The organism is Novosphingobium sp. BL-A-41-Hi4A-0G, from assembly GCF_055521735.1.
In genome coordinates this window covers 2,473,192-2,492,906 of sequence record NZ_CM145501.1, presented here as the reverse complement: position 1 = coordinate 2,492,906, position 19,715 = coordinate 2,473,192, and the positions used below count along the sequence as shown (strand labels likewise).

24 protein-coding genes and 1 tRNA gene are annotated in these 19,715 nt (G+C 61.3%); 18 read left to right on the top strand and 7 right to left on the bottom strand.

What is annotated here, in order from left to right:
* Positions 1 to 501 carry a LacI family DNA-binding transcriptional regulator gene (locus ACZ1JX_RS12100; RefSeq protein WP_465123794.1) on the top strand — a complete coding sequence of 167 codons (501 nt, stop codon included), beginning with the start codon at positions 1 to 3 and terminating at the stop codon, positions 499 to 501.
* A 402-nt stretch (positions 502 to 903) separates the two neighbouring features.
* Here the strand turns inward: ACZ1JX_RS12100 and ACZ1JX_RS12095 are convergent, their stop codons facing one another.
* A complete protein-coding gene (locus ACZ1JX_RS12095; protein WP_465123793.1) occupies positions 904 to 1,548 on the bottom strand; it encodes a hypothetical protein in 645 nt (214 codons plus the stop codon).
* A gap of 9 nt (positions 1,549 to 1,557) precedes the next feature.
* On the opposite strand from ACZ1JX_RS12095, the gene ACZ1JX_RS12090 reads away from it, so the two are divergent.
* The gene (locus ACZ1JX_RS12090; RefSeq protein ID WP_465123792.1) at positions 1,558 to 1,794 is read left to right on the top strand and encodes a helix-turn-helix domain-containing protein; all 237 of its coding nucleotides are present in this window, start codon (positions 1,558 to 1,560) and stop codon (positions 1,792 to 1,794) included.
* A 21-nt stretch (positions 1,795 to 1,815) separates the two neighbouring features.
* On the opposite strand, the gene ACZ1JX_RS12085 is transcribed toward ACZ1JX_RS12090, so the two are convergent.
* The 4 genes from ACZ1JX_RS12085 to ACZ1JX_RS12070 all read right to left on the bottom strand — a co-directional run bounded on the left by ACZ1JX_RS12085 (position 1,816) and on the right by ACZ1JX_RS12070 (position 5,457).
* Positions 1,816 to 3,291 carry an ADP-ribosylglycohydrolase family protein gene (locus ACZ1JX_RS12085; RefSeq protein ID WP_465123791.1) on the bottom strand — a complete coding sequence of 492 codons (1,476 nt, stop codon included), beginning with the start codon at positions 3,289 to 3,291 and terminating at the stop codon, positions 1,816 to 1,818.
* Positions 3,292 to 3,521: 230 nt separating this feature from the next.
* Positions 3,522 to 4,250, bottom strand: a complete 729-nt coding sequence (locus tag ACZ1JX_RS12080) for an NUDIX hydrolase (protein WP_465123790.1) — start codon at positions 4,248 to 4,250, stop codon at positions 3,522 to 3,524.
* Positions 4,251 to 4,259: 9 nt separating this feature from the next.
* Positions 4,260 to 4,844 carry a hypothetical protein gene (locus tag ACZ1JX_RS12075; protein WP_465123789.1) on the bottom strand — a complete coding sequence of 195 codons (585 nt, stop codon included), beginning with the start codon at positions 4,842 to 4,844 and terminating at the stop codon, positions 4,260 to 4,262.
* A complete protein-coding gene (locus ACZ1JX_RS12070) occupies positions 4,837 to 5,457 on the bottom strand; it encodes a hypothetical protein (protein ID WP_465123788.1) in 621 nt (206 codons plus the stop codon). Before ACZ1JX_RS12070 ends, ACZ1JX_RS12075 begins: the two co-directional genes overlap by 8 nt.
* Before the next feature lie 866 nt (positions 5,458 to 6,323).
* On the opposite strand from ACZ1JX_RS12070, the gene ACZ1JX_RS12065 reads away from it, so the two are divergent.
* The 11 genes from ACZ1JX_RS12065 to ACZ1JX_RS12015 all read left to right on the top strand — a co-directional run bounded on the left by ACZ1JX_RS12065 (position 6,324) and on the right by ACZ1JX_RS12015 (position 14,475).
* Complete coding sequence (locus ACZ1JX_RS12065; RefSeq protein ID WP_465123787.1) at positions 6,324 to 7,580, top strand: tyrosine-type recombinase/integrase; 1,257 nt, start codon at positions 6,324 to 6,326, stop codon at positions 7,578 to 7,580.
* A 284-nt stretch (positions 7,581 to 7,864) separates the two neighbouring features.
* Positions 7,865 to 8,338 (top strand): hypothetical protein, encoded by a 474-nt coding sequence (locus ACZ1JX_RS12060; protein ID WP_465123786.1) that lies wholly within the window; start codon positions 7,865 to 7,867, stop codon positions 8,336 to 8,338.
* Between the two features lie 202 nt (positions 8,339 to 8,540).
* The gene (locus ACZ1JX_RS12055) at positions 8,541 to 10,184 is read left to right on the top strand and encodes a hypothetical protein (protein ID WP_465123785.1); all 1,644 of its coding nucleotides are present in this window, start codon (positions 8,541 to 8,543) and stop codon (positions 10,182 to 10,184) included.
* A 94-nt stretch (positions 10,185 to 10,278) separates the two neighbouring features.
* Entirely contained in the window at positions 10,279 to 10,467 is a 189-nt protein-coding gene (locus ACZ1JX_RS12050; RefSeq protein ID WP_465123784.1) for a helix-turn-helix domain-containing protein, read from the top strand.
* Between the two features lie 3 nt (positions 10,468 to 10,470).
* Positions 10,471 to 10,659, top strand: a complete 189-nt coding sequence (locus ACZ1JX_RS12045) for a hypothetical protein (protein ID WP_465123783.1) — start codon at positions 10,471 to 10,473, stop codon at positions 10,657 to 10,659.
* Positions 10,652 to 10,852 (top strand): hypothetical protein, encoded by a 201-nt coding sequence (locus tag ACZ1JX_RS12040; RefSeq protein ID WP_465123782.1) that lies wholly within the window; start codon positions 10,652 to 10,654, stop codon positions 10,850 to 10,852. The genes ACZ1JX_RS12045 and ACZ1JX_RS12040 overlap by 8 nt, the downstream gene beginning before the upstream one ends.
* Positions 10,845 to 11,156 carry a hypothetical protein gene (locus ACZ1JX_RS12035; protein ID WP_465123781.1) on the top strand — a complete coding sequence of 104 codons (312 nt, stop codon included), beginning with the start codon at positions 10,845 to 10,847 and terminating at the stop codon, positions 11,154 to 11,156. The genes ACZ1JX_RS12040 and ACZ1JX_RS12035 overlap by 8 nt, the downstream gene beginning before the upstream one ends.
* A complete protein-coding gene (locus ACZ1JX_RS12030; RefSeq protein ID WP_465123780.1) occupies positions 11,153 to 12,103 on the top strand; it encodes a toprim domain-containing protein in 951 nt (316 codons plus the stop codon). Before ACZ1JX_RS12035 ends, ACZ1JX_RS12030 begins: the two co-directional genes overlap by 4 nt.
* Complete coding sequence (locus tag ACZ1JX_RS12025) at positions 12,096 to 13,391, top strand: AAA family ATPase (protein WP_465123779.1); 1,296 nt, start codon at positions 12,096 to 12,098, stop codon at positions 13,389 to 13,391. Before ACZ1JX_RS12030 ends, ACZ1JX_RS12025 begins: the two co-directional genes overlap by 8 nt.
* Before the next feature lie 93 nt (positions 13,392 to 13,484).
* A complete protein-coding gene (locus tag ACZ1JX_RS12020) occupies positions 13,485 to 14,369 on the top strand; it encodes a hypothetical protein (protein ID WP_465123778.1) in 885 nt (294 codons plus the stop codon).
* Positions 14,272 to 14,475: an HGGxSTG domain-containing protein gene (locus ACZ1JX_RS12015; protein WP_465123777.1), complete on the top strand. Its 204-nt coding sequence runs from the start codon at positions 14,272 to 14,274 to the stop codon at positions 14,473 to 14,475. Before ACZ1JX_RS12020 ends, ACZ1JX_RS12015 begins: the two co-directional genes overlap by 98 nt.
* Here the strand turns inward: ACZ1JX_RS12015 and ACZ1JX_RS12010 are convergent.
* Positions 14,472 to 14,864, bottom strand: a complete 393-nt coding sequence (locus ACZ1JX_RS12010; RefSeq protein WP_465123776.1) for a hypothetical protein — start codon at positions 14,862 to 14,864, stop codon at positions 14,472 to 14,474. The two genes, ACZ1JX_RS12015 and ACZ1JX_RS12010, sit on opposite strands and share 4 nt — an antisense overlap.
* A 74-nt stretch (positions 14,865 to 14,938) precedes the next feature.
* Between ACZ1JX_RS12010 and ACZ1JX_RS12005 the strand changes: the two genes are divergently transcribed.
* The 3 genes from ACZ1JX_RS12005 to ACZ1JX_RS11995 all read left to right on the top strand — a co-directional run bounded on the left by ACZ1JX_RS12005 (position 14,939) and on the right by ACZ1JX_RS11995 (position 16,795).
* Positions 14,939 to 15,538 carry a hypothetical protein gene (locus ACZ1JX_RS12005; RefSeq protein WP_465123775.1) on the top strand — a complete coding sequence of 200 codons (600 nt, stop codon included), beginning with the start codon at positions 14,939 to 14,941 and terminating at the stop codon, positions 15,536 to 15,538.
* A 94-nt stretch (positions 15,539 to 15,632) separates the two neighbouring features.
* The gene (locus ACZ1JX_RS12000; RefSeq protein ID WP_465123774.1) at positions 15,633 to 16,331 is read left to right on the top strand and encodes a MerR family transcriptional regulator; all 699 of its coding nucleotides are present in this window, start codon (positions 15,633 to 15,635) and stop codon (positions 16,329 to 16,331) included.
* Positions 16,328 to 16,795: a PIN-like domain-containing protein gene (locus ACZ1JX_RS11995; protein ID WP_465123773.1), complete on the top strand. Its 468-nt coding sequence runs from the start codon at positions 16,328 to 16,330 to the stop codon at positions 16,793 to 16,795. Before ACZ1JX_RS12000 ends, ACZ1JX_RS11995 begins: the two co-directional genes overlap by 4 nt.
* A 398-nt stretch (positions 16,796 to 17,193) precedes the next feature.
* Here ACZ1JX_RS11995 and ACZ1JX_RS11990 read toward each other — a convergent pair.
* Positions 17,194 to 17,286 (bottom strand) — tRNA-Ser (locus ACZ1JX_RS11990).
* Between the two features lie 217 nt (positions 17,287 to 17,503).
* On the opposite strand from ACZ1JX_RS11990, the gene ACZ1JX_RS11985 reads away from it, so the two are divergent.
* Together ACZ1JX_RS11985 and ACZ1JX_RS11980 are read left to right on the top strand one after the other, a co-directional pair.
* Complete coding sequence (locus ACZ1JX_RS11985; RefSeq protein WP_465126406.1) at positions 17,504 to 18,301, top strand: DUF1134 domain-containing protein; 798 nt, start codon at positions 17,504 to 17,506, stop codon at positions 18,299 to 18,301.
* A 112-nt stretch (positions 18,302 to 18,413) separates the two neighbouring features.
* On the top strand, positions 18,414 to 19,601 hold the full coding sequence (locus ACZ1JX_RS11980; RefSeq protein WP_465123772.1) for an amino acid aminotransferase: 1,188 nt from the start codon (positions 18,414 to 18,416) through the stop codon (positions 19,599 to 19,601).
* Positions 19,602 to 19,715: the final 114 nt, after the last annotated feature.

Sequence of the window (19,715 nt, the reverse complement as noted above, 5' to 3'; positions counted from 1 at the left end):
ATGGGTGAAGCAAGCTGCCACCTCCAACCGCAAGGCGTCAGGACTATCGCCGATATTGCGCGGTTGGCTGGTGTCACCCCTTCTACCGTCTCAAGATCGCTTGCCGGCAAGCCTGGTGTAAGGGCTGAAACAAGGCGCCGGATCGACGAGATCGCCAGAACGCATGACTTTTCGATCAACCCCCATGCGAGCAACTTGCGCAGCGGAAGAACGTCGGGGCACCCAACTCGAGACAAATCGCTGCCTGCAGGCGGTCCTGAAATCGACGTGTTCCTTGCACAACTCGCGGAAGCCATCGTTGATCTGGCAATCCGAAACGGCGTTGGCGTCGAACTGACCATCGATGACAGCGGATTCAACAGTGAACAGGTGCCTCAGAAACTGTGGCTGACGTTTGCGTCGGCCCGTCCCAAAAAGGCTGGCCGTTCTGAAGCGAAATACTGCGTCAAAGTGTCGAAAATCGCCGATGACCTGAAAGAAGGAGCGCAGCTACGGAGTTGAATGTGCTTAATGCTTCAATGGGCCTCCAGGAAGTAGCGATTTTTGTCACTGCAATGCGCGCGACGGCGCAGAATATTGCTATCTTCTTTTAGCGTCTCGCCACCTGCTAAGCCTAGTTGGAGCGATCGACCGATTGGCACCAAAGCCGACATAGTCGGCACCGCGCCTGACTGGCAAGTTTTGGTCGACAGCCACCGTTGGCGCCGCCTCGTTTAAACGGCCGCTAACCCGGTTTCGCGGTCCGTAAGCTGCCCTTCCGGATCGTCCGCAAACCCGGACATGGGCAGGAGTGCTCTCGCGGTCCACCGGATGGCAAGTTTCGGCAAATCCGGACCTTCCCGATCGACGCTCTGACCGGCAAGATTGTCCCATCTTCCGTCGTTCGCGGCCAATCAAATCCCGTCACTGATTGAACATCACGAAGATCAACAAACACACGATAATCGCGAACAGCGCGAGGGCTGGCAGCCCCAGCGCACTGGTCATTTCCGCGTTGGTCTGCCGCGCTGCGAGAGCATCAGCCTCTTCCTGGGCTGTGCGGGTGAGGGACGCCTCTGCCGGTCCATCGGACACGTCATCATCGGCAAAAGCACAGACCTCGCTGGCGATTTCCTGACTGCGCTGCTGTTCGGCGATGAAGCCGAGAATGAACACCGGCAAGCCAAGCAGAAAACCGATGCCGAAAAGCTTTCCGCCCGGGCCTTCGGCCTGGCCCAGCATCTGCCAACCGAGGAATGCCGATAGACCCCATCCGATAGCGTAAAGTGCAGCACGAGCGGCGCTGCCTTCGCGGGAGCGATCATGGATCTGCGCGCAAATGTGGCACAGGGTGCGCAGTCCGTAACGGACACCGTAGGACGTGCCCCCATGGCGGTTCATGTAGTAGCGCACGGAAGTCCCGGTCTCGATGTTGCGACGGTGGCCGCGGCCCGGTTGGATATAGGCACCACAAAGATAGCACTCAGGCACGGTTTCCCTCATCGAGTTGCATGGATGACAAAGAATGTAGAGTATACTCCGTAGATGTAAAGTCAGCGCTCCTGCCATGTGCGGGCCATGTCATTGCAACAGATCTTCGCTCGGAACCTGCGCCATTGGCGGCGCGAGCGTGGCCTGTCGCAGGAGGCGCTCGCGCACCTTGCGGGGATTGACCGGACCTACGTCAGTTCACTTGAGCGGCTGCGGTATTGCCCGACGCTGGAGATGGTCGAACTCCTCTCGAACGCGCTGAAGGTCGATTCCGATCTGCTGCTGCGCAAGCCGGATGCTGAAGGCGGTGGCGGGCTGGGCTGAGGCAGCCGCTGCGGTGAAGCGCTAATTCGGGTACCACCCCCACGGCGTGGTCAGTTCCAGCGCCATAGTCTCCAGCGGCTTGGCCCAGGCAAGCTTGTCCAGCCAGTCTTTCGGAATACCCTCATAGCCATAGAGCGCGCCCGCCAGTTGCCCGGTGATCGCCGCCACGGTGTCGCTGTCATCGCCAAGGTTGGTCGCAAGGATCACGGCCTGTGCAAAGCTTGCGGTGCGGCTGACGCACCACAGCGCGGCTTCAAGGCTGTGCGCAACATAGCCCGAACTGCTGATCTCGTTACGGTGCTTGCCGCGCCACGAGCCCGCCATGATAGGCGCAATCGCTCCGACATAGTCGCCAGTTCGCGAACGCATCACCTCATGACGCGGCAGGCCTGCAATCGCATCGGCCAGCACTTCGGCAAAGGCAACGCAGCCGTCGACCGCTTCTGGCGCGCCATGGGTGGTGCGGCTCTGCCGGGCTGCGGCATCGCGCAGAGCCTGCCGGTCCTGCCAGTAACGGATGGCAGCGGGCGCAAGTCGCATCAGACTGCCATTGCCCGCACTGTGCGCAGCGGTGGAACCTGCGATCGGATCACCAGTGCTGCGATAGCGCGCCAGCGCCTGGCTGACCGTGCCGCCGATATCGAAGCAGGTGCCGGTGCAGGAATACTCGCCATTGTCCTGCCAGTCGCAGAAGCGTTCGATCAGGTCGGCCTCGTCGAGCTTGCGCTTCTCGATCAGGCTTGCTGCGAGCGCCACGGCCATGGCAGTATCGTCGGTCCACTCTCCCGCGCGCAGACGGAACGGACCGCCACCGACAATGTCAGTCACGCGCGGCTTGCTGTCCCGGCGGGAGAATTCCAGCGTGGTGCCAAGCGCGTCACCAACCGCAAGGCCAAGCAGCGTGCCGACCGCACGATCCCGGGTGGCATCGGGGCCGGTATCAGGCAGTGGCTCATCCACTCGGGCGAGCCGCATGACGTAGTCTTCCTGGCGCTCGTTCTCGATCGCCCCGGGCCGCACTGCGCGCACTTGCGAGATTGCCGCGGCAGGCTCCGTGCCCAGTTCGACCAGCAGTCGCGCCGCAACGGTGCCAGCACGGCCCAGTCCGCCCTTGCAGTGGACCACGATGCTCGCGCCATCGCGCAGAATTGAGCGTAGTCCGGCGCCAACCTTGTTCCACGCATCTTCGAACACTGCACCGGGAATGCCCATATCCGGGATCGGCAGGTGTACCCACGCCATGTGCCGCGCTTCAACGGCAGCGCCGAGGCCGTCGACCTCGTAGCGCACCAGCTCGTGATCCTCGACCAGCGTCACCACCGCCGCCGCATTCCACGCGGCGATGGCATCAAGGTCGAGATCGAGGTCGCGGGCCCACGGCCCGGTTGCGGCATGGGGCTGCTTCTTGCCGGGAAGGAACGTCACCCCGATCCGGCCGCCGGTGCCCGGCACGGTGACTTCGGCAATCTGCAACGGGTGCGTGATACTGGTACGCATGGCTGACCAATCTGCTGTTCAACGTGACCCAAGCTACTCAAAGGCAATGCAAATCACCTCGCGCTTGATGTCTCGTGTGTCGCCATGACTTTGCGTGTCATTCAAGTCTTATCTGCAGATGACCAGCTCTTTATCCAAATGCCGCCTCGTGACTGGTTCGTTGTGCGATCCTTTGCGCACTCGACTTCAGCACTACTCGCAAGAGTGTAGTGACAACTCCTCTCCTCCGCTCAAAAGTGGTGCGCCGCCAGCCTGTACAGCCGGGCTGGCCTGCCGTCTGACCATGCCTGCTCGCCAGTAGGCGCGAGGTAAGAGCCATCAGGAAAGGTCCGCGCCAGCATGCGCTTGCGGAATGCAGCCCGATTGACGCTCTCGCCGAGCAGCGCCTCATGGACCTGCTGCAGTTCGAGCAGTGTGAAGTCCTGCGGCAGAAGATCGAATGCGTGTGTAGACACTTCCAGCGTGCCCCGAGCATGCTGGAGCGCGGCAACGATGATGTCCTCGTGATCGAACCCCGCCGGAACCCGGTAGCGCTCGATTGTGAGGGTAGAAAGCCGGACGCTCTCGTCGTAGCTGACTTCGACCAGACTGAGGTCACGCAGGTTGGCAATGGCCTCCGTCATGGCCTCAAAGGGGACGAGGGCGAAAACGCCCACACTCACGACCCAGCCGCGCGGATCGCGATCAGGCGCGCTGAACACGCCAAACTGGTGCAGCTTGACCTCTTCAGGTCCCCCCATGCTTGTGAGAATGTCGCGGGCACAGTCCTCCAGAGATGCCATGGTCCGGACGAATCCGCCGGGCAGGATCAACTGGCCAGCAAAGGGATCGTCGCGCCACTGACGCATCAACACCTTGGTGCGCCCGTCGTCTACGGTCAGCGCAACTACCTCGACGCGCAGGTGCGGCACCGTATAGCGATTGCGGTCGAACGACAGCAGCGGATAATCGGTGAGCATCGCCGAACCTCAAGACCCCGAGGTGGAACTGGTGAAGGAAGATGCGGGGGAGGGCGCAGCCGTCGCCTTTGCGTTCTTCTCCACCTTCTTGCGGCGCTTCTTCTTCGGCGGCGGCATCAGTCGCGGATCAACCATAAGCCCATCGACCGTAAAACGGTAGAACGCCTTGTCGCGGGTGCCGCGAAAGCGGCAGCGGTAGCCCAGCAACTTGCGCAGCCGGGCAAGGTCAAAGCGGCCATCGCGCAGGCGTTCGGCAAGATCGGGCGAATGGAGTTGCGCATGAAGGTCTGCCATCTCGGCAGCCAGCGCGCGGTCGACCTGGTCGAGCAGCAGCATGGCCGTGATCGCACGATCCATCGCTTCGCGCCGCCGTGCGCCCATAAAGCCGAAGCACGAACGGATACGCATTTCGATCATCTGCACCCAGGCGGGCAGAAACTTGGGCTCGATGCTTTGCCGTGCGCGCAGGCCATGCTTGAGCGCGTTGCGCGAAGACTTGCGCTTCCCCTGAACCGTGCGAGGGCCACAGCCGCGGGCACCATTGCGACGGCTGGCCGCACGGGCGGCCTCGCTACGCTGGACCGGCTCAGCCATTGGCTGCCTCCACTGCCGCTTGCGGTGCGGCGTCGGCAGTCGCTTCGCTGCCTGGCGGCAAGGTCCCCGCCATCGCAAGGGCTTCGGTGAGGCCAAGCACTTCAGCTGCTTCAGCCCTCTGCATAACCCGGCGGCTGTCATAGAGACCAAGCAGGCGATCACGCTCCCGGCACACGCCAATCTCCAGTCTGGTAAAATCACTGGTAAAGGCGAAGTTCTGTCGCATGGCCCGGCCCAGCAGGCGGATGACACGCGGGTCTCGCGAACCTTCGGGCAGGCTCTCGCCCTGCGTCATCCGGCGGATCAGCATCAGCAGGTCTTCGCTATCAGCGGAAGCCCTTCCCGCGCGCTTGTCCATCTCTGCATCGGCAAACGCGATGTCTTCCATCATGCAGGCCATGATCATCCAGTGGGCACGGCGCAGGAAGTCGATTCGGGCGGTCAGGATCGCGATGTCGCGCACCCAGCAACGCTCGATGACGTTCTTGGGCTTCATTTCGGTCAGGAGCTCGGTGATGACCTGGATGACAAGGTCGGGATCCTGGCCGGGCAGACCGAGCCAGTCCAGGCCTCCGAACTCGTCATGGCGAAAGATGACTTCTGATTGGGACATGCGTACCTCCGTTGACCCGGAGAAAATACGCACACTCTAAAAATCCCATCGATACTATTAAGTCGGCAAAGTCTATACATAAGAGGTAAAGAAGGTGCACTTATCCACAAATATACTTCAGGTTCATTTTAAGAGCCCTGATTTGTCAAACGAACCCGAGGTTGTAAATTTACCTGAGAGGTAAAGTTACTTTCGGGTTAGGATCGCAATGTGAACTTAAAGCGGCCACATCTTTGTATGCCTTGGGAGCTGCAGGTTGACGCCGGTTAACCCAGCCGTTTTTCTTGGAGTGAGCGCAGCTTCTCACGGTGGTTCAAAAGTTGACGCTCAGGCGGGCGGGATGACCGAAACGTCGGTAAATTGGGCAGCGCGAGCGAAGTTAACGCCGTCAACTTTGCTGAGCGTCAACCATCGCCTGTTAACCGTCGCGAGTTCACTCTGGCCGGCTGCTTTGATGCATCTGGGAGGAGTCAGAACGGAACCAGTTTCCGTTCTCCGCTGCGGACCATGGCCGCGACTTGGGGCCGCATGCTCCGCTGGTTCAGTTTCGTGGTTCCGTTCTGCAGAAAAAAGTCGCACGAATCCGCGCACTTGCCGCCCGAGAGCGGCCTTTCAGAGAAAAGTTTGTCTGAAATGAGTGGCGGAGACGGAGTCCGCCTAACTAGCGTCCAGCCGCGTCCGAGCACCTCCACGATAACTGCTAAAATAGGCGGATTTAGTGGGGATTGCCCGTCTGCTTATCCGAATGCGTCCCGTTGCGTTCCCATAAAACCGCGCTATTATCGGGGAGCAGTTTTGGGAACGCGATGCCGCGACGCCATTGGGGCGATCTAAGGGCAGGTTCGGTTCCCGGACAGGGAGCCATAATGCCCAAGAAGCTCAGCAACGTGCTCACGCCCTTGGCGGTGAAGAATGCAAAGCCCGGTCGCCATGCCGATGGTGGCGGGCTGCATTTGCTGGTGAAGGAAAGCGGTGCCCGGTCATGGGTCTATCGCTTCATGCTCAACGGCAAGTCGCGTGACATTGGGCTTGGCCCGGCTGGACCGGACGGCATTTCCCTTGCCGATGCCCGCGACGCCCGCGACGCGCTGCGCCTCAAGGTGAAGGCGGGGATTGACCCCCTTGAGGAACGCCAGCGGGAGGCCGCTGAGGCCCTTGCTGCTGCTCAGGCGGCACAAATCGCCGGGATGACGTTCAAGGCCGTGGCGGAAACCTACATCGGCGCGAATGAGGGAAGCTGGCGCAATGACAAGCACCGGCAGCAATGGAAAAACACGCTGGCCACTTACGTCTATCCGGTGATCGGGGAATTGCCCGTTGCAGAGGTCGGGACCGCCCACGTCCTGAAAATCCTTGAGCCGATCTGGAAAGCCAAGGCTGAGACTGCCAGCCGCGTGCGCGGTCGCATTGAAACGATCCTCGATGCCGCCAAGGCGCGCGGATACCGAGAGGGCGAAAACCCTGCTCGGTGGCGCGGGCATATCGCCCAAATCCTGCCTGCCCGTTCACGGCTCACGCGCGGCCATCACAAGGCCATGGCCTATGAAGCGATCCCGGCATTCGTCGGCGCGCTGCACAAGCGGGAGGCCGTGGCTGCGCTGGCGCTGGAATTTACGATCCTAACCGCTGCCCGCACTGGTGAGGTGATCGGCGCGAAGTGGGATGAGGTCGATTTGGACAAGGCAATCTGGACGATCCCGGCCAGCCGCATGAAGGCGGGCAAGGAACATCGCGTGCCCTTGTCGCCGCGCGCCGTGGAGATTTTGAAAGCCACGCAAGGGCTGCGCAAGGAATGGCTGTTCCCGGCGACCAAGGGCGGGAAAATGTCGGGCATGGCCATGACCATGCTGCTTCGCCGGATGAAAGTTGACGTGACCGTGCACGGCTTCCGTTCGGGCTTCCGCGACTGGTCTGCTGAATGCACCGGCTATGCCCATGAGGTCGCGGAAATGGCCTTGGCGCATACCATCGAGAACAAGGTGGAGCGGGCCTATCGGCGCGGCGACCTCTTCGACAAGCGGCGGAGGCTCATGGACGATTGGGCGACCTATTGCGCCACGAGCCCTGCGGCTGGTGCCAATGTCACGCCCATTCGGAAAGCCGAGGCTGGACCTCTGCAATAAGCTGCCTACGAACTCTTATGGTCTTGCGGGTTTGTGAGAATAAAGACATCCAGATTGCGGCGTCGCTGATGCGATTTTTAAAAGGACGGAATTGTGCCACTAATAATACTTCACGTCGGGAATGATGCGCAGCGCTATCACAGCGAGCATGACGCCATGGCTGCGGGAGTCGCCAAGCACAGCCCTGAAAAACCCGCTAAGATCGAAATTACACCCGACGGCGGCGGCCCCATAGTAACGACATGCTATGAGCCAGATACCGGCGCGTGGCAGGAGCGGTCGGAATGAACGCTTGGAGCGGTAAAACCTTAAAAGCGAAAATGTGCGCATCGGGCGCGTTGTTGATCGTAGCTTTAACTGCTGCGTCTTCGCCGGACAATCGCATCGGTCTGAAGTGTATTGGCCACTTCAGGGAGCCACCTTCCAACGACCTCAATGAGGATCATTATGTTATCGACTTTAAGCGGAAAAAAATCGTCTACCGGGACCCATTTTCAGGCGCTGTGATAACGACCTACGATTTGTCTGTGCGCCCACGTTCATACTGGGGGGAACGTCAAGAGGATACTCGAAATAATGCAGGTTTCATTGTTCATCACTACGAAACCGTCAGTATATCCCGAGAAGATGGATCAATTACATCATCATCGATCTCAACTAACACGATGAATCCAAGAAACCCGTCAATTAGCTCCATCGAGTGGGTGGGCCGTTGTGAACGGGAAAACCCCGACCAACGTAAAGGTCTAAAATTCTGACTGCTGTAAGGGGTGTCCGATCAGCGATCCGGGCGAATATGAAGATGGGTATTGAGCAGCTGGGGGATTGCTCACGCTTCCCTCTGAAAAAATGAATATCCAACCGTTATTTAATTCGGCGGGGATAGGACGGCCATCCGAAAAGCACGCTTCCCACGTGCTTCCCCGCCACCTTTTGGGGAACCGCTAGGGAGGCGGACATATGGTAACGCATGGCGGCAGCGTCCGCCCCAATTCAATTTCCTGCCGGGATGCGATCCGGGAATTGCACCAGCGCGTCAAAGCTGCGGTGCCTGATGCCGATCCCGCTCCATGGCTCGATGTTTCGCCCGTCCTTATCGAGATGTTTTCCGAAGGCGATGAAGTTGCATTCGTCCGCCGCAAGAAGATGGAAGAGCGTTCCATGCTTGTCTTGCAGCGAGGTTTGCTGTCGGGCGCGGTGCAGGCGCATTTCAGCGACGGATTGGAATCCCGCGACGTTCCCGGCTGGGCATGGGCAGGGGCAGAACGAAACGAGCATGTCTGGTTTGAGGGGCGCTTGCCCTTAGATGTATTCTTGCCCGACGAATGGCAGCGTTGGTCCTGTCACTCGGTGTATCTGGACCGCGACGCTTTCACGGAGTGGATGGAAAGCCAGCCCTTGCATGATCCCGCTGACTTGCCCGCGCTCCCGCGCCCATATGATGCCCAATCGAAGCCGGAGCCGGTCAAGAAACGGCTCCCCACGGATGCGCCGTTTGTCACGCTGTCCGAGGCATTGACGTGGATCGCGTTCGGCTTTGCGCTGGACCGTGACAGCCTCGACCGTGCAATTTCCGGGAACGCCTTCGATGCAACCGATCCTCAGGCGGCGCTTTCCGATGCCATTGCTAGGCTGGCAATCCGGGCAAGCGGTGGCCAAATCGCGGCGCGCGGCAAGTATGTGGAAAGCCATTCGACTGACGAAAGCAAGGTGCTCACTGCTCCGATTGACCCGGTGCGATTTGAGGACTTTGCTCAATTCGACATTCTCTATGACGGCTTGCGATACGGCACGGGCCTGACTTGGAGCAAGGAAGGTAGCGCCATCGAAAGAGTGTTGCAGGATCGCAGGGACGCATTCCGCTCGGTCAAGGTTAGCCGCGCCGACCTGTTGAAGCTGTTTCCCGATCAGGACGACACGGCGCGGGCGTTTTTTGTCCCGCTACCAGCGGCATTGCCTGAGGTCGGCACCGTCATGCCGCTGGACGAAGCATTGTCGTGGTTGGCGCATGGCAAGCCGTCACACGACATTGAAATTTGGCAGAATACTGCTGGTGATCTGATTTTCCGCGATCCTAGTGGCGCGGTTATCGAGCCGCGCGTGGATGGCTCTCCCCCGCCGTTCATGGAGACGTATCGCCAAGCCAGTCGCGCGCTTCATGGCGCGCTAAGGGACGGCAGTTTGCCAGCCTATGTGGCGCCGACAATTGGCAGTCCGCTGCTAGTGCCTCGCTTTTATTGGAACGGTGTAAACCCGGAAAGCCTGCACCACGTCTATCGCGGCATGACGCCCGACGATCATGGGGCGGGATGCGCGATTCTGTTGTCGCGGCTGGCGTTCGATGCATGGCGAGCCACAAACGGCAAATCGACACGATCAGGGGGGACTGTGCCCGCCAATCGCAGTCTAAATCACGATGAAATTATCGGCCAGGCTATATCCATGCTGGCGGCTCAGCCGGGTATCTCGAAAGGATCGGCAGCGGCATCAATCGTGGCTGATTTGCCGCGCAATCCAAAGACTGGGAAGCCGAGGGATACGCGCCACATTGAACGTATGATCGCGCATCTATGGGAGGGGGGACTCTCACAATCCCCCCGGTAAGCCGCATTCCCCCGGTCCAAGGCTAGCCAAATCCGGCCTAATTGGTCCCCCACCAAGCGAAGGCATCCCGCCTCCGCAATGTGGGACCGAAGCAATGCAGTCCATCAAGCACGATCCCCCGAAGATCGGTTACAGCATTCGGGAAGCCTGCCATGCGTCCAGCCTTGGCCGGACGACGATCTACAATCACATTTCGGCTGGTCGCCTTCGCGCCGTTCGCGTCGGTGGCAGGACGATCATTCCAGCAGAGGCATTGCACGCCCTGATCGCGGGGGAGGCCTGAGCCATGCCCCAGAAAAGCAAAACCCCGGCTGGCACCGGGGCTTCGCGCGATAGCTTTGCAGGCCTTTCGCTCCCCCTCTCTACCCCTCTCGCCATTCAGGCGCAATTCCTGATCGCAGCGCACAACGTCCGGCCCGAACTGGCTGCGATGGTCGCCGCGCTCGCATTTGGGGGAGGTGCCTGTCATGGCTGATACCTTCCCCCGCTTCCCCGATGCCGCACGCGCCTTGCTGGCCGTCGATTCCCTGTCCGAAAAGGAAGGGCAATTCTGCGGTGGCCTAGCCTTCCGCACTGCCCCGCTCAGCGACAAGCAGGCCAACTGGCTGCGCATTCTGCTTTCCCGGCATGGCCTTCCCGCACTGGCTAAGGGAGGCGAGCATGTCTGATCGCTATCCCGAGATTCCCGGCTCGAAAGGCCCGGACGGCACCAGCCAGGACGCTGCCGAGGCGATCAAGCCGTGCGTCTCCTACCTTCGCCGCGTCGCCATGCGCTCGCTGGAACGGCTGGGCGAAGCAACGGTGCTGGAAGCTGTCGCCTTTGCCGAGGTCGCCCGCGAAAGCCTGCAACCGCGTTTCTCCGAACTGCGGGCCATGGGGCTTGTGGAGCCGACTGGCGCGCGTCGCTGCAATCCGTCCGGCAAGGGCGCGGCGGTGCTTCGACTGACCGAAAAAGGGAGGGCCGCACTGTGACCGATCCCGTTTCGGATTTTCTCGATGCCATGGGGGCTGCCGGCATACGCCCCGTAGAGCCGATTGCCGACAAGCTCGCTTCCGGTGATCCCGTCCGCTTCCGCGCCGATGGCGACAAGCCCGGACGGCGCAATGGCTGGGCATGGCTGCACCTCGATGGCGTGCCCGCTGGCGTGTTCCGGCATTACCGGCTGGGCGTGCGAACGGTATGGCGCGCGGGGAGCGATCCCCGTTCGCTGTCACCAGCCGAACGGCGCGCGATCATGGCTCAGGTCCGCGAAAGCGAAGCCCGGCGCAAGGCGGAAACGCTGGCCAAGCAGGAAGCTGCGGCTGGCACGGCCCGCAACCTGTGGCGCGGCGCTGGCAAAGCCGATCCCGCGCACGGCTATTTGGCACACAAGCGCCTGCCCGCGTTTGGCATCCGCCAGCATGGTGACGCGCTGCTTGTCCCGATGGTCGATCCCGGCTTTCGCCTGTGGAACGTCCAGCGCGTCTATCCGGGCGGGCGCAAGCTATTCCTGTCCGGCGGGCGCACCGATGGCCTGTTCTGGTCGCACGGCGCGTTAGTGCAAGATGGCAGGCCATCGGCTGGGCCGCTGGTGATCGGGGAAGGCTTCGCCACTATGGCAGCGGTCCACCACGCGACCGGGCACGGCGTCGTCGCGGCCTTGTCAGCGCGCAACCTCGAATCCGTCGCCCGCGCCATGCGCAAGCTGTTCCCCAGCCGAACGCTGATCGTCGCGGCGGACGATGACCGTCACCTATCGGAGAATATCGGGCTGGAAGCCGCTCAGAGGGCCGCTGAGTCAATCGGTGCGCTTTTGGCCACTCCGCTGCCCCTAGCGCCGGAAACGCGCTCAGCGGACTCAGGAGCGGATTTTGCGGACATTGCGCTTACCGAGGTCGCGGCCCGGATCGCTCAGGCGGGGAATGTGGGCCATGCGTAACGCCACCGCTCCCATGGATTTTGCCGATATGGAACCGGATGACGTGGCCAGCCGCATTGCCGATGCCACGCCCACCGACACGGCCATTCGTGCCACGCCCTATCGCTGGCCCGATCCCAGCTCACTGCCAACGCGACAATGGCTGCTTGGCCATTGGCTGCTGAGGGGCGAGGTTACGGCGATCATTGCACCGGGCGGCACCGGCAAGAGCACGATTAGCGTTGCTTTCGCGCTGTCCCTCGCGTCCGGGCAACCGCTGCTTGGCAAGCCACTCCCGCGCGGCCCGCAATCCGCATGGATCTACAACCTTGAGGATTCGCAAGACGAGCTGGACCGTCAAGTGTCCGCTGCCTGCCTGTTCCACGGCATAGTGCCGGACGACTGCCGAAACCGGCTTTGCGTCGATAGTGGGCTGGTCCAGCCGCTTTGCACGGCAACCGAGGATCGCGACGGCTTCGCCATAGCCGAGGGCGTGTTTGCTCAGGTCGCTGCGACTGTGCGGGAGCTGGCAATCTCGGTCGTGATCGTGGACCCGTTCGTGTCCAGCCATACCGTGCGGGAAAGCAGCAATGAGGCAATCGACGCCATCGCCAAGCGGTGGAAGCGGCTGGCTCAGGAAACGGGCTGCGCGGTCGTGCTGGTGCACCATACCAAGAAGCTGGGCGGGCGTGAGGTGACGGCAGAGGATGGGCGCGGCGCGGTCGCCTTGCGCGATGCTGCCCGCGTCGTGCTGCCGCTCAATGCGATGAGCCAGGCCGAGGCCGAGGAACTGGGAATTACCGATCCCGCGCTTCGCCGCTCGCTGGTGCGCGTCGATACTGGCAAGGCCAATCGCGCTCCCCCGGACGCGGCAACGTGGATCAAGCTGGAAAGCCAGTGCCTCGATAACGGCGATGGCAGCGAGCCTGCCGATTATGTCGGCGTCGCCTGCCTCTGGGAGAAGCCGGACGTGTTCCACGGGCTGAGCACGTGGCACCTCTACCAAGTGCAATTGCGCGTCGCGGCTGGCCAATGGCGGGACAGTGCGCAGGCCAAGGATTGGGTCGGCCATGCTGTCGCTCAGGTCGCCGGGCTGTCCGCCGACAAGGACAAGGCCCGTATCAAGGCGATCCTCAAGACGTGGAAGCGCAACGGCGCGCTCAAGGTGGAAAGCCTGCCCGACAAGAACGGCGATGAACGTCCGTTCGTCGTGGTCGGTGATCCCGTGGACCCGTCTCAGGTGAGTTACCCGCACTCTGAAAAGTGCGGTGCGGAAAGTGCGGAAAGTGCGGCTGGCGACCCGTGCTGAACCCGTCCGCACCTTCCGCACTTCCCTTATAGGGAGTGCAGGTGGTGCGGGTGCGGGTGAGTGGAGGTTTAGGGCCTAAATTAAAGGTGCGGAATGACGGCGAAAGATACCAGGACCAAACCGGCACGGCGGGCAAAGGCGACCGGATCGAAAGCCCCGGCCAAGGGCAACACGATTGAAATTGCGGTGCCGGAATCGGGCACGGCAGAGGAAGCTAAGGAGACGCTGGCCAAGGGCATTCCCGGCTGGGATGAAATGACCAAGGAACAGCAAACCGAACTGGCGGAGATTGCCGTTGCGCAGCGAAAGCAGCGCCAGCCGGTCAGGGTGACGCTCACGCGGAAGCCGGAAGGTGGCATGTCCATCGGCATTGCCGGGAAGTGCGAGGCACACGGCTTGCTCAAGCTGCAAAAGACGTTCGCGGCGGTTTCGATGGACCCGGTGAACGCTCGCGCCAATGAACTGCTGAAATACCTTGGCTCAGTCGGCGCGGACAATGCCGACCGCTACAACGCTGCGCTGTCGTTCATCGAAAGCATGGCCCCGCGCGATCAGGCGGAGGCGCTGTTGCTGGTGCAAATGTATGTCACGCATGACGCGGCAATCCGGGCGCTCAGCCAGCTCGGGTCGGCGGAATGGGTGCCGACTGCGCAGATGTTTGGCAACCTCGCCACAAAGCTGCTGCGCACCTCTCAGGGGCAAATGGAAACGCTAGCTCGGATGCGTCGCGGCGGGGAACAAGTCGTGCGCCATGTCCATGTCGATAATCGCGGCGGGCAGGCCGTCATTGCCGAGAACGTCCACACCGGGGGGAAGGGAAATGGAAAAATTGACGATCAATCCCATGCAACCGGAACGGCTGGCATCGGCCCCGCGCTGCTTGGCGCGGACCCGTTCGGGAGCGGAGTGTCAATCCCCAGCCGTCAAGGGGCGGAAGCGGTGCCGTATGCACGGGGGCACGAATCCGGGTGCGCCTGAGGGGAATAGCAACGCCCGAAAACACGGCGGGCGCTCAGCCAGAGCGATGGCAGCGGCTCGATCCTTGAGGGAGATTGCCCAGCTGGTGCGGGTGGTGGACTGCTAGCCTTGCTCATTCGTCTCACGGTTCTGGCAAGATGCCGAGGCAGCGCCGTCCTTCAATGTGTCGGCGGCGCTGTCATACGTGAAAACTATCGGATTGCCGCGCGTTTCGCCCGTCGAACTGGACTGAAAATCTGCCCGGCCACTTACCTCGCGCCCTTCAATCTGCATGGCCTTGACGACATACCGGGCATCTTGCCCCATGTATTGATACCTGATCGCGCCCCGTCGCTCTGAGGTATTCAGCGTGAGCCAATATTTCGACAAGCCGGTGTCGCTCACGCAGTATTTTTCGATCTGAAGGGGAAGCGGTTTGCCGTTGCACGCTGTCATAGAGAGTAGGACTGCCGATCCCAAGGCAAAGCGCACAGCCATTACGAACTGGATTGTCATCGCTTGACGCCTATCATTCCGGACAAGAAACAAGCGTAACGCCAAACCGGCTATTTGCAATGAAGGCGGTGCCTATGACCGACGCGACGAACGATTCCCGAGAACTTGGTGCAAAACGTCGCCGCAACTGGTGGAAGATTGCCTTTTTCATCGCGTTGCTTGCATTTGAACTAACTAGAGAAATTGCAGTGCTAGAATCGGCACAGGGGGCGCGGCCAAACACTAACGCTCACTTATTCAGCTACGGCGGATACGTTCGTGCTCAAGGGAGCTGGAAACGCATAGATGGCGGTGGCGCACTGGTTCCCGGCACAGTCACAATTGAATGTCACCGGGAAACAGGCCGTTGTCTCGAAGCGTCGGTTATGGTGAGCGAGCAATACGTGTATGCGCCGGAAATTGACTGGTTCGACGCGCAGTTCTCGCCGGATGCTGTTTCCTACGAGAATGATCGCCCAGACTGCGCCCGTTATTCGGTCCGGCTGGACCTAAAAATGCAAAAGGTGTTCGCAGTGCGCGACCGGAAGGAAAATCCGACGAACCCAAACTGCGCGAAATTGGAACGTCGGATCGAAACGCAATTGGGCGATGGATTCGAGCCAAGCCGAACCGCGCTCGACGGGCATTTCGTCCCGATAATTAGAGCCATTGCATACTTGGGTGAGCATCTTTGAATCAGCCCCTTGGTTCCGGTGGGATGCATGGTGCGATTGCAAGCCATGCCGATTTTGGGGTGTCATCGGACAGCCCAGCCGCTAGGATAAGATCATGGGAGTCATGGAAGCCATTGACCGCGACCCGTTGCTTGCGGGTTTCTACAGCATCGGGGATGCAACCCGATTGCTGGGCGTTTCCCATGCGGCCAAGCTGCGCGGGTGGATAAACGGCTGGCCAAGCAGCAAATCCGGGCCGATTGTGGATCGCGACTTCAAGAAGTCCCCCACGGTCAGCTTTCTGGACCTGATGGAACTGCGGTTCATTGAGTATTTTCGTGGCCAAGGCGTCTCGATGCAGACGCTTCGCAAGGCTGCCGAAATGGCACGCAAGGAATGGAGCGTTCAGCATCCCTTTGCCTTGTCCGATGTGAAATATCTAACCGACCGTCGCCGGGTGATTGCTCAGGCTTCCGAGGAGGTTGGCGACCGGCCAACTTGGGAACTAGTGACGGGTCAGTATCTGATCTGGGATGCAATCGAAGCGTCGATTGCCAAGGGAGTGATCTTTGATCCGGCGACGCATTTGGCCTCGCGCTGGAAGCCTCGCCCGGGCGACCATCCCGATATTGTTCTCGATCCGGCGCGGGCATTCGGAAAGCCGCTGGTGGACAGCGCAGGCATCCCGACCGATGCCTTGTTTCGGCAATGGAAAGCGGAAGACGGCAACTTTGACAGAGTGGCGCGCTGGTTCAATGTGTCACGCGGGCAGGTTGAGGGTGCCGTGCGCTTTGAGCTTGAATTGGCAAGTTGAGGATCAGGGCTGACGAGCACGTCGCAGAGGCGATTATCAAAGCGGTCCGCGAGATTGCATTGCGGGACGGCTGGATACTGGATTCCGTCGTGAGCGCCAGACAGGCCGGGAAGTCAGACGTTCACTGGATCACCGAGTTTATGGCCGATGGCGGCGATGCGATTCTTTCAGCCGACCGGGACTTTTTGGAAAATCCCCCTCAGGTCGATGCAGTCTTCCGGACTGGCGCAAAGGTGATTCATCTGCCGCCGAAATGGGGGCAGGCGAAAGGCACCATGCAATCGGCGCATATTCTCATGTGGTGGGCCAGGATCGAAGAATGCATGCTCGCCATGAAGCCTCGGCAATGCTTCCGCCCGCCGTGGAACATCAATGAGACCGGGGAGCTACAGCCGGTCGCGATTGATTTTCAGTCGGCGCAAAAGAAGCTGAAAAAGGCGGCCAAGAAGGGCAAGGCTGGATAGGCATCTGTGCCATGGGCTTGTGGTTCGGCTGGTTCACGAGTGACCCGAAACTGACTTGCCGCAAACCCGCAGAAAACCGGGCTTTTGGTCGAATCCAAGTCGCAAGTCATTTTTGACTGAGAAGCTGCCACCTCTCGAAACCCGCACAAACCAGCCATTTCCAGCCGCGATTTGTCGCGTTCGGTGTGTAGTCGTTTCCAGCTTCCATGGCGGGCACCGGCAAGGCCGCCCGAATGACATGACAGACGATTGTCCCGCCCCTGTTGAGAAATGTTGAGGTGTGCGCCGATTGAGCGAATCCAGCCGCTGGCGTTTGCCTCAAGTGCCGGACCTATCGGGGAGCGGTTATGGGAACAGGCGTGCGATCTTGAAAAAATATCAATAAAATCAAGCAATGTTGGCGGAGACGGAGGGATTCGAACCCTCGGTACCGGATTTACCAGTACGACGGTTTAGCAAACCGTTGGTTTCAGCCACTCACCCACGTCTCCGGATCGCAGCGGCGAGGGGGCGCTATAACGAGGGTTGTGGGGGGCGGCAAGGGCTTCTCGGGCAAAAATCCGCATGGGTGGAAATCTGCTCTTCACTACGCTTTGGCGCGTTTCCGACTCGACTCATCGCCGGTTCATTGTTCGCAGGCCAGCCTTGGATTCTGGTAGCATGGCAGGGGCGCGCGCATTGCGCAGGGATCGGACGGACAGAAATATGATGACACTGGTTTATCACGCACGCGTGCTCGGTCGCCGCTTTGCTATCGGCATGGCGGCCTGTCTGTCCGTGGCCGCGACAGGCGTTTCGGCGCAAGTCCAGACCGTCGACCCGAACGCCGTGATCGATGGTGATCTTACCCCCGGTGCAATGCCGGCGCAGCCCGCGCAGACGTCCCCACAATCCCCTGCTGCCAGTCCGGCTGGAGCCGAGGCGGGCAGCCTCCCGGCGCTTCCCGCAGACGCACCGCCGCCTTCGGCCACGACGGCTCCAGCCACCGCCGCAACGCCGCCTGCCACCAAAGCGGCTGCAGGAACGACTTACAAGGACGATGACCTGATCTGCGCTGCCGAAGGCGTGTTCGGCAAGGGCGCGGCGGGCCTTGCCGACCTGATCAAGGACCTGCTCAAGAAGCAGGGCGAGCCCAACGCCTACATCGTCGGGCGCGAGGCGGGCGGCGCGCTGGTCGTCGGCCTGCGTTATGGTTCGGGCACGCTGCATCACAAGGTCGAGGGTGAGCGCCCGGTCTACTGGACCGGCCCGTCAATCGGCTTCGACGCAGGCGCCAATGCCGCCAGCACCTTTGTGCTCGTGTATAACCTTTTCGACAGCGAAGAGCTCTACAAGCGATTCCCGGCGGGCGAGGGGCAGGCCTACCTCATCGGCGGCTTCCACGTGAGCTACTTGCGCAAGGGCGATACGGTACTGATTCCCGTCCGTTCGGGTGCGGGCCTGCGCCTCGGCATAAACGGGGGCTACATGAAGTTCTCGCGCAAGCAGAACTGGTTCCCGTTCTGAGGGTTTTGCGCAACAACCGTGCAAATTGCCCCCCGCATACCTTGTAATTGAAATGCGGGGGTTGCCCCCGCGGCCTTCCGGCGGCATGGAGCCGCCGCAATTCGCTCCCCGGATGGAAGGCCTGAGAACCATGCTCGAAAATCTTGCCGCGCAGCCCGCCGATGCCTTGCTGGCGCTGATCAAGCTCCACAACGCCGATCCGCGTGCCGACAAGATCGACCTCGGCGTTGGCGTCTATCGCACCTCCGAGGGCGATACCCCGGTGTTCAAGGCGATCAAGGCCGCCGAGGCGAAGCTTCTGGCCGATCAGGATTCCAAGGCCTACCTCGGCCCCGAAGGCGACATGGGCTTCGTCCACGCGCTGATCCCCTACGTCTTCGGCAAGGACTTCGACCGTTCGAAGGTCGAGGGCATGCAGGCCCCTGGCGGTACCGGCGCGGTGCGTCTCGCCATCGAGGTGGCCAAGCGGTCGGGCGTGAAGCGGGTGTGGATGGGTACGCCTTCGTGGCCCAACCACGCGCAGATCATCGCGGCTGCCGGCATGGAGCTGAAGACCTTCAGCCACATGACCGCCGATGGCTTTGCCGATCTCGAAGCGCTGAAGACCGCGCTGGCAGGGGCCGAGGCCGGCGATGCCGTCCTGCTCCACGGCTGCTGCCACAACCCGACCGGCGTCGATTACACCGAAGCCCAGTGGGACGAGATCGCCCCGCTGCTGGTCGAGCGCCAGGTCCTGCCGATCCTCGACCTTGCCTATCAAGGCCTTGGCGCTGGCATGGAAGCCGATGCCTATGGCTTGCGCAAGGTGCTGAGCCTCGCGCCCGAAGCGCTGGTGGCCTATTCGTGCGACAAGAACTTCGGCCTCTATCGCGACCGTGTCGGTGCGTTCTACGCCGTCACGTCTGACGCAACCGCGCTCGCCAATGCCATGGGCAACGGCGCAACCATCGCCCGCGCTTCGTGGTCGATGCCGCCTGACCATGGCGCGGCTGCCGTGCGCCTGATCCTCAGCGATGCTGAACTGACCGCAATGTGGCTGGCCGAGCTTGACGAGATGCGCGACCGCATGCGCTGGGTGCGCGATCGTCTTGCCGCCGCGCAGCAGGTCGGCCCGATCAACATGGCCCCGCTGGGCGTGCAGAACGGCCTGTTCTCGATGCTGCCGCTGAACGGCGAGCAGATCCTCGCCATCCGCGAAAAGCATGGCGTCTACATGGCAGGCTCGGGCCGCATCAACATTGCGGGTCTGACCACCGGCAACATCGACAAGTTCGTCGAGGCTCTGCGCGACGTCGCTTGAGCGGCGCGGGCTGCCCACCCCGCTGCGACTAAGCTCGCCTTCGGCTCGCTAAGTCTCGCGGCCCTCCCGCTTGCGGGAGGGCAAAGGCAGCGCTCTCATTCCCCTCCCGCAAGC